Annotated in this window: 8 protein-coding genes; all 8 read left to right on the forward strand. The window is 30.9% G+C overall.

What is annotated here, in order from left to right; genetic code table 11:
• A partial coding sequence (locus ACLUJM_RS11765) for a Gfo/Idh/MocA family oxidoreductase (RefSeq protein WP_412412888.1) occupies positions 1-716 on the forward strand: 716 nt, incomplete at its 5' end.
• A 21-nt stretch (positions 717-737) separates the two neighbouring features.
• The gene (locus ACLUJM_RS11770; RefSeq protein ID WP_412412889.1) at positions 738-1775 is read left to right on the forward strand and encodes a 3-deoxy-7-phosphoheptulonate synthase; all 1038 of its coding nucleotides are present in this window, start codon (positions 738-740) and stop codon (positions 1773-1775) included.
• Complete coding sequence (locus tag ACLUJM_RS11775) at positions 1772-2947, forward strand: ATP-grasp domain-containing protein (protein WP_005808190.1); 1176 nt, start codon at positions 1772-1774, stop codon at positions 2945-2947. Before ACLUJM_RS11770 ends, ACLUJM_RS11775 begins: the two co-directional genes overlap by 4 nt.
• Positions 2934-3848, forward strand: coding sequence for a glycosyltransferase family 2 protein (locus tag ACLUJM_RS11780; protein ID WP_234211168.1), 915 nt, complete (start codon positions 2934-2936; stop codon positions 3846-3848). The genes ACLUJM_RS11775 and ACLUJM_RS11780 overlap by 14 nt, the downstream gene beginning before the upstream one ends.
• A gap of 196 nt (positions 3849-4044) precedes the next feature.
• Positions 4045-5184 (forward strand): hypothetical protein, encoded by a 1140-nt coding sequence (locus ACLUJM_RS11785; RefSeq protein ID WP_234211170.1) that lies wholly within the window; start codon positions 4045-4047, stop codon positions 5182-5184.
• Positions 5144-5965, forward strand: coding sequence for an alpha-1,2-fucosyltransferase (locus tag ACLUJM_RS11790; protein WP_412412890.1), 822 nt, complete (start codon positions 5144-5146; stop codon positions 5963-5965). Before ACLUJM_RS11785 ends, ACLUJM_RS11790 begins: the two co-directional genes overlap by 41 nt.
• 18 nt (positions 5966-5983) lie before the next feature.
• Positions 5984-7039 carry a glycosyltransferase family 2 protein gene (locus tag ACLUJM_RS11795; RefSeq protein ID WP_220576254.1) on the forward strand — a complete coding sequence of 352 codons (1056 nt, stop codon included), beginning with the start codon at positions 5984-5986 and terminating at the stop codon, positions 7037-7039.
• A gap of 11 nt (positions 7040-7050) precedes the next feature.
• Entirely contained in the window at positions 7051-8055 is a 1005-nt protein-coding gene (locus ACLUJM_RS11800; RefSeq protein ID WP_005778132.1) for a glycosyltransferase family 2 protein, read from the forward strand.
• Positions 8056-8115 lie beyond the last annotated feature (60 nt).

Below are 8115 nucleotides of genomic sequence, written 5' to 3' on the forward strand. Positions count from 1 at the left end.
TATTAAAAGCTGCGGAGATTATTACAGCAAAGAAAAGTCGTATTTTATATGCAAAAGGTGAAGAAAGTCTTAAAGGTTCTAGTTCTCCAGTTGCGGGTGAATGGGATAAAACGGGCGGAGGTACTTTCATAAGGACAGGTTCACATCCTTTATCAGCTATTTTATGGTTAAAACAACAAGAAGCTAAAGCACATGGTATTGACATAAAGGTAAAAAGTGTCATAGCTGATATGGGACGTATTACCCCCAATTTATCTGATTACGAACATAGGCATATTGCGGCTAATCCTGTCGATGTTGAAGATTGTGGTACTGTAATTTTAAATTTTACTGATGATTCGCGGGCTGTCATTATAGCTACTGATACTTTGTTGGGAGGAAGTAAAAATTATGTAGAGTTATATTGTAATGACGCTGCCATAAATTGTACATTGACTATGTCAGATTTAATGAGTACTTATTTTCTAGATGAAGATAATTTAGATAATGTGTATATATCAGAGATGTTACCCTCCAAAATCGGTTGGAATAAGCCTTTTCTTGAAGATGAAATAATCAGAGGTTATACAGATGAAATGCGTGACTTTATGGAAGCTATTTTTTATGATAGAGATCCTAAGGCTGGATTCGATCTGGCATATGATACCATTAGAATAATTTATGCAGCATATATGTCAGCAGAAATGGGGTGTAAAGTAGAATTAGACACTATATAATTAATCATACAGAAGAATGTTATGGATTTCTTAAAAAAATTACCTACGCCTCAGGAGGTGATGTTGAAATATCCTTTAAATAAAGAATATTCAAAACGCAAAATTTTACGTGATAAAGAAATAAGGGATATTTTCGAAGGCAAATCGGATAAATTTATTTTGGTAATTGGTCCGTGTTCTGCCGATAGAGAAAATGTTGTACTTGATTATGCGAAGCGTTTGGCCAAACTTCAAGAAGAGGTTAAGGATACGATATTGATTATTCCTAGGATTTATACCAGTAAACCTAGAACAATAGGAGATGGTTATAAGGGTTTGTTGCATCAACCTTTTTTAGATCGCGAGGAGGATATTGTTGAAGGTTTATTAGCTGTTCGCAGGCTTCATAAAAAAGTTATAGAAGAAACCGGATTATTTGGTGCGGATGAAATGTTGTATCCGGAAGTTATCCGTTATGTATCAGACTTATTGTCCTATGTCGTGGTTGGGGCAAGATCTGTAGAAAATCAACAACATAGGTTGACTGCCAGTGGCTTAAATGTTCCAGTAGGAATGAAAAATCCTGTAAGTGGTGATATCTCTGTAATGTTGAATTCTATTGTAACAGCCCAACATCCTCACCATTTTATATATAATGGCTGGGAGGTTATTTCACATGGGAATGTATGTACACATGCTGTTTTACGTGGCTTTTTAGATGTGAATGGAAAGGCTAATACAAATTATCATTATGATGATTTAATTCGTATTTATGATTTGTACCAACAAAGAAACCTAGAAAATATTGCTTTTATAATAGACTGTAACCATAGTAATTCAAATAAGGATTTTTTAGAGCAAATAAATGTTGCTAAAGATGTTTTACTTTCTATGAAACGTGACTCCAGATTATTGTCTTCGGTAAAAGGCTTGATGATTGAAAGTTATATTGAAGATGGATGCCAACCGGTTGGAGGAAATGTGTATGGACAGTCTATTACAGATCAATGTCTGGGTTGGGAAAAAACAGAAACTTTAGTTTTAGAGTTATTCAATGAATTGAAACAGTTTACGAAATGAAAAAGGTACTTATTTTAAATACAAGCCATAATGACTTAAGGTTGATTTTGGCATTAAAAGAAATGGGCTTTTATGTAGTGTCAATTGGCAATCGTCCAGGTTTAGTTGGTGAAAAGTATGTAAATCAATATATCCAGATGGATTACTCTTGTAAGGAGGAAGTATTAGCTCTCTCTCGGAAATTAAACATAGATGCCATTTGTGCTTGTTGTAATGATATAGGGGTGATTACAGCTGCTTATGTTGCGGAAGAAATGGGACTTCCCGGTCATGATAGTTATGAAAACACTTTAATCATGCATCATAAAGATCGTTTTAAGAAATTTGCTAGAGAATACGGTATAACAACCCCTCAATCAGAATATTTCTTTGAGGAAGAGGATGCGGTGAAGTGGCTTGATAAGGCTGAATATCCGATTATAGTGAAACCTACAGATTTAAGTGCAGGTAGAGGAGTAGCGAAAGCCGATTGCTATGAAGAAGCTAAAAGTGCAATAAGAAATGCTTTCGAACACTCGAGAATTAAACATATTGTTATTGAACCTTATATTGATGGTTCACAACACGCATGTTGTACTTTCATTCTTAATAAGAAGGTTGTAGCCTATTGTACGAATAATGAATATTCTTTTGTGAATCCTTATCGTGTGGAAATAGATACTTATCCGGCTGATAATTTTGATTGTGTCAGAGATCATTTAATAAATGAAGCGGAAAAGATGGTTAATATTTTGGGGTTAAAAGATGGAATACTATCAATGCAATATAGAATTAAAGATGGTAAACCATATATCATTGAGGCTATGAGGCGCATCCTTGGTAACCTGTATATGATTCCTGCTGAGAAATTGACAGGAATAAATTGGGACTATTGGGAGGCAAGAACACATTGTGGTCTTGATTGTAGTCATTTCCCTGTAGATATCCAGCAACATGGGTTTTGGGCCTATAGAACTATCATGGGAACTCAAAATGGTGTGGTGAAAAGCTTGGTCGTGCCTGATGATTTGAGAAAGTATATATTTGATGAATGTATCCTTTGGAGATCTGGAGATTATATTAAGGATTATATGTCGGAACCATTGGCTTTCTTATTTTTTAAGTTTGATTCAAAGGAGGAGATGAATCATGTAATGCTTGATCAATATAATCGAATATATGCAGAATATTGATACTCCCCCTTTAGTAAGCATTTTCTGTATAACTTATAACCATTCATCTTACATCCGGCAATGTTTAGATGGCTTTTTAATACAGAAAACGAATTTTCCTTTTGAGGTTTTAATTCATGATGACGCCTCTACTGATGATACAGCCGGAATAATTAAAGAATACGAGGCTAAATATCCTGATATAATTAAGCCCATTTATCAGGTTGAAAATCAGTATTCCAAAGGATTGGATATAAACATTGTATACAATCTGCCTCGGGCAAGGGGGAAATATATAGCAATGTGTGAAGGAGATGATTATTGGATAGATCCGTTAAAGTTGCAAAAACAGGTAGATTTCTTAGAAAGTCATACGGACTATTCTATGTGTTTCCATAGTGTTTGGAAATTAGAGAATGGAAATACAAGTCGTTTTGTTAATATAGCTAAATCAGAAATATCTGCATGGGATATTATAAATAATTGGCTTGTACCTACTTGTAGCGTTCTTTATAGGAAAATAAGTTTAGATTGGGTGCTTTGTAATAAAATAGGTGGCTTTTGTGGTGATTTTAATATATTTATAAATTTGTCACAACACGGTCGTATTCATTATATCAGTGATATGATGGGAGTTTATAGAATACATAGTCAAGGTGTTACTATGACCCATCTAAATTCCATAAAGAGTCAAAAGGCTATGCTTAATCAAATTAATAGAATGTCATTTTATTATCCTAAAATAAGAAAAGATTTAATTTATCAATATGTATCTGCATCTGTGAGTTATGCCTCGTGTGCTATAAAAAGAGGTAACTTTACGCTTTTTATTTATTTCCTTTATAAAGCATTTACTAAAGATTTGATTAAAACAAACATTAATATATTTTCTCGAACAAAACAGAAATTTGTGAAAAAATAAATTTCTAATTATTATGAGTTTTAGATTGTTTGTTCTCTTTTGTGGAATTATAGGGATTTATCTATTACTTTTTTCATTGCATAAAAGTAATAGAGTACCTATATTTTTTACCTTAGTCCTTTTGGTTTCCTTTACATTATGGTATACATTACCTATACTCTTAAGCAATTGTGATTATTGGTATTTTTTTGAATCAATGGTAGGGATAGAAATTGAAGAGTATAATTTGTTTGCAATAGGTGAAGTTTATTTTTATTTATTAATTTTGTTATTGTTTAGATTTTCTTTAAAGTGGAAATTGAAATCAATTTTAACGTTTGAAGAGGCTTCAAACGTTAAAGTACAAGAGAATATCTTGATTATATATTCATTGTCATTATTTCTATATAATTTGTTTTTTCGATCAAACTATCTAGAAAATAATGATATTGATACGGTGGAAAATGGTACTTTTTTTCTCTTATCGTTCTTTTCAACTTATATATCTTCATATTTTTATGTTAATATATTTTGTGGTAGTCATAATAAGAAGAATCGCTTTTTTCTTTTCTTTATCATATTATCTACTTTATACTCATCATTTATTGGTGGTGCGAGAATATATTTAGTGATTTTCATATGGCTTTATATTATAAAAAAATGGCATTATATACAACGTGGGAGATATTTATCTTTTTTTTCGCCTTTGGTTATTCTTTTACTATGTGCTTCGCTTCTTTTGCCATTTTTATCAGCTAAGAGATCAGGTTCCCAATTGGACTCGTCTGATATGAAATCAATTGCAGAATTGACATTATATCATTTGAATCTCAAATTGAATAGTATAGCATATAGTACAACTCTTATTACGAGAGATGGTGAAGGATTTGCTGGGTATGAGCCTTATGTTGGAAGCCTTTTTAAATATATGCCTCGGGCTATTTGGAATGCGAAGCCAACTCCAACTAGTTATAATGGTACTGTTGCTGGTACACCATCTCGAAGAATACCTGAATTGTTGAACTTGGGAAATTCTGAGTACGCAAATGTCGGTACCTCTGCCTTTTTAGTTTCCTTGTGGCAGGGGTGGATGTTTGTTATTATTTCGATATTCATTAACTTTTTATATTTGAGAATCATTTTAACTTTTCTTGTCCACCCTTCTTACTGGTTAAAAGCTATTGGCTTTAATTTATTATTTTTTCCTCAATTAATTCTAACTCCAAGTTTTGGCGATAATTTGATGCAGAAAATGTTAGAAATATTAATATTGCTAATTTTTCTCTATTTGTTAAAAATTATATGTGTAAAAATAAATGCAAATGAAAATTGTAACTTTTCAAGGAGGATTAGGTAATCAACTTTTTCAATATGTGTTTTATCTTTGGTTAGATATGCGTTGTGATAAAGATAATATTTATGGTTATTACCCTAAAAAGGGATTAAGAGCCCACAATGGACTTGAAATAGAGAAGGTCTTTGAGGTAAAGCTACCAAATTCATCTTTGAGTACAGATTTAATTGTAAAATCTATTAAGCTAATAAATAAGATTTTTAAAAACAGACAATATATATCAACAGATGGGCGTCTGGATGTCAATGGTGTATTATTTGAGGGGTTTTGGCAGGATAAATGTTTTTGGGAGGATGTTGATATTGTATTGAATTTTAGATGGCCATTGAAATTAGATGTTACAAATTCTTTTATAATGACTAAGATTCAGGCAAATAATTCTATTAGTATACATATAAGACGCGGTGATTATCTTCTTCCAAAATATAGAAATATATACGGCGATATTTGTAATGAGGAATATTATCAGAAAGCTATAGAGTATATATTGAAATGTGTTGATGAGCCATTCTTTTTTGTGTTTTCAGATGATATAGATTGGGCAAAAAGTATAATAAATGTGCCTAATGTAACTTTTGTGAATAATAACAAGGGAAAAGATAGTTATATAGATATGTTTTTGATGAGCCTATGTCATCATAATATAATTGCTAATAGTACTTTTAGTTGGTGGGCTGCTCAACTAAATAAACATTCTGATAAAATAATGATTGCTCCGATTAGATGGTTTAAGTCTTTGTTTAAAGATCCTAACATATTTACAGAGAGTTGGATTCGAATTTGATAATTTTATGTTGTTATAATGGATATTAGTAAAATTAAAGTAAGTGTTATTATTCCGTGTTATAATGCTGCAGAGTATTTGTCAGAGGCATTAGACTCCATAATTGTTCAAACGCATAGGAATATAGAAATAATATGTGTGGATGATGGTTCGATAGATAATACTTCGGTGCTGTTATCAAATTATGCTACTCAATATAATAATGTGAGGGTCGTCACAAATGAATGTAATTTGAAGCTTATAAAAACTCTTAATAAAGCTATTGATTTGGCGACTGGAGATTATATTGCTAGAATGGATGCTGATGATGTTGCTTTACCTAATCGTATTGAACATCAACTCAAATTTATTCTAGAAAAAGATTTGGATATCTGTGGGAGTCAAGTTTATTTGATGAATTCTAAAGGTAGGATAAAAGGAATACATTCTATAGGGTTAACCAATTCTACAATATTAAGTTTGTATACAATTTTCGGTTCTTTTTTAGTGCATCCGTCAGTGATGGGAAAAGCCAGCGTTTTCAAGAATAATAAATATAAAGATGATAAAACTGCATTAGTAGTCGAAGATTATGAATTATGGTGTAGGCTTATAAGAAATAGGTATAAGTTGGGTGTAATACCAATCCCCTTATTAAAATATCGACTAACTAGAAATGGCGAAAGTCGAATTAAAAGAGATTTGATGTTATATAACCATTTGTTCATATCACAGCAACAACAATTGTTTTTCTTTGGATTTACAATGAATGAGGAAGTAAATAGATTATTTATAGGTGATTATTCGGTATTAACTACATGTGGAATGAATATATTTTCTCTTATAAAAGAGAATCTTAAAGCAATAACAACTAAGGTTGCTGAAATAGTGACAAAGAATGAAATAGCTAAGCAAGAATTTAATAATATGATAAGAATGAAACAGTTGACAATTTTTTGGATAATCTTTTGTAAAGGTGATATAAAGCTAAAAATATTATCTATTGTATTCTTACTAGCTAATTGTTCGTTTTTATTAAGTCCTTATTTTATGCGGTTGATGATATTGAAAAATAGATATATTTTTTGTTCTTAATTAGGATGCTAATGTATAAAGTTTCTATTGTAATTCCTGTATATAATGTTGAATTATATATAAAGGAAACATTGCTGTCAGCATTAGATCAGACATTCAAATCTATAGAATATATAATAGTTGATGATTGCGGACAGGATAATAGTATGAATATTATTAGAGAAATTCTAAAAGATCATCCACGCAAGAAAGATGTATATATTTATACTCATTTAAAGAATAAGGGCCTTTCTGTTGCAAGAAATACTGGTTTGCAAAAAGCTAGGGGAGAGTATGTCTTTTTTATGGATTCGGATGATGAGATAACGCAAGATTGTATTGAAAAACATTATGATAGAATTGTTAACGTAGATGCTGATTTTACGATTGCAAATATAAAATTAGTTGGTGTAGATGCTTCTGTACATATCCCTACTCTACAAATGGGAGAAAAGAGAGGTCAAGAAATTTTGAGATCTTTTTTAATGCGTGAGTGGAATGTTAGTGCATGTAATAAATTATACAAGAGAATTTTTTTAGAATTGAGTGATGTTAAGTTTACTCCAAATCTGTTACATGAAGATATTATTTGGTCATATCGTTTATCTAAAATAGCTTCAAGGGTTGTAGCTATTTCTGATAGTACGTACATCTACAAAATTCGAGAGAATTCGATTACTAGATCATTAAACTCTAATTCTAAAATAGAATCTTTATTTTATATTTTAAATATTATTTCTAAGGATTATAATGATGTCTTTGCTGCTACTAATATTGTAAAAGAATATTTTGGATATTTGACAATCCTAAGATTTAACATTGCATTAATGTTATTGAATTCTCCTGTCTCATTACTTAGAAGGTGTGAGTTTTATAGAGCTTTGAATACTGACTATTTAAGATCTTTGGAGAAAAAAAGTGTTTTTGCTTTTTTATTAAGATTTCCTTTTGGACTTTTTTTTCTTTTATTAAAGATACCATATTTTATATATAAGAATAAACAATTATGTCGCTTTTTAAAGATAAAGTTCTTTTAATTACTGGTGGAACAGGTTCTTTCGGTAATGCCGTATTGAAAAGATTTTTGGATTCCGATA

Origin of the sequence: Finegoldia sp., from assembly GCF_046991905.1 — a bacterium.
Taxonomy (GTDB): Bacteria; Bacillota; Clostridia; order Tissierellales; family Peptoniphilaceae; genus Finegoldia.

Coding starts and splice junctions, on each gene's coding strand:
- ACLUJM_RS11770 (WP_412412889.1), top strand. CDS start 738: ATGGATTTCTTAAAAAAATTACCTACGCCTCAGGAGGTGATGTTGAAA.
- ACLUJM_RS11795 (WP_220576254.1), top strand. CDS start 5,984: ATGGATATTAGTAAAATTAAAGTAAGTGTTATTATTCCGTGTTATAAT.
- ACLUJM_RS11785 (WP_234211170.1), top strand. CDS start 4,045: ATGGTAGGGATAGAAATTGAAGAGTATAATTTGTTTGCAATAGGTGAA.
- ACLUJM_RS11780 (WP_234211168.1), top strand. CDS start 2,934: ATGCAGAATATTGATACTCCCCCTTTAGTAAGCATTTTCTGTATAACT.
- ACLUJM_RS11790 (WP_412412890.1), top strand. CDS start 5,144: ATGCAAATGAAAATTGTAACTTTTCAAGGAGGATTAGGTAATCAACTT.
- ACLUJM_RS11800 (WP_005778132.1), top strand. CDS start 7,051: ATGTATAAAGTTTCTATTGTAATTCCTGTATATAATGTTGAATTATAT.
- ACLUJM_RS11775 (WP_005808190.1), top strand. CDS start 1,772: ATGAAAAAGGTACTTATTTTAAATACAAGCCATAATGACTTAAGGTTG.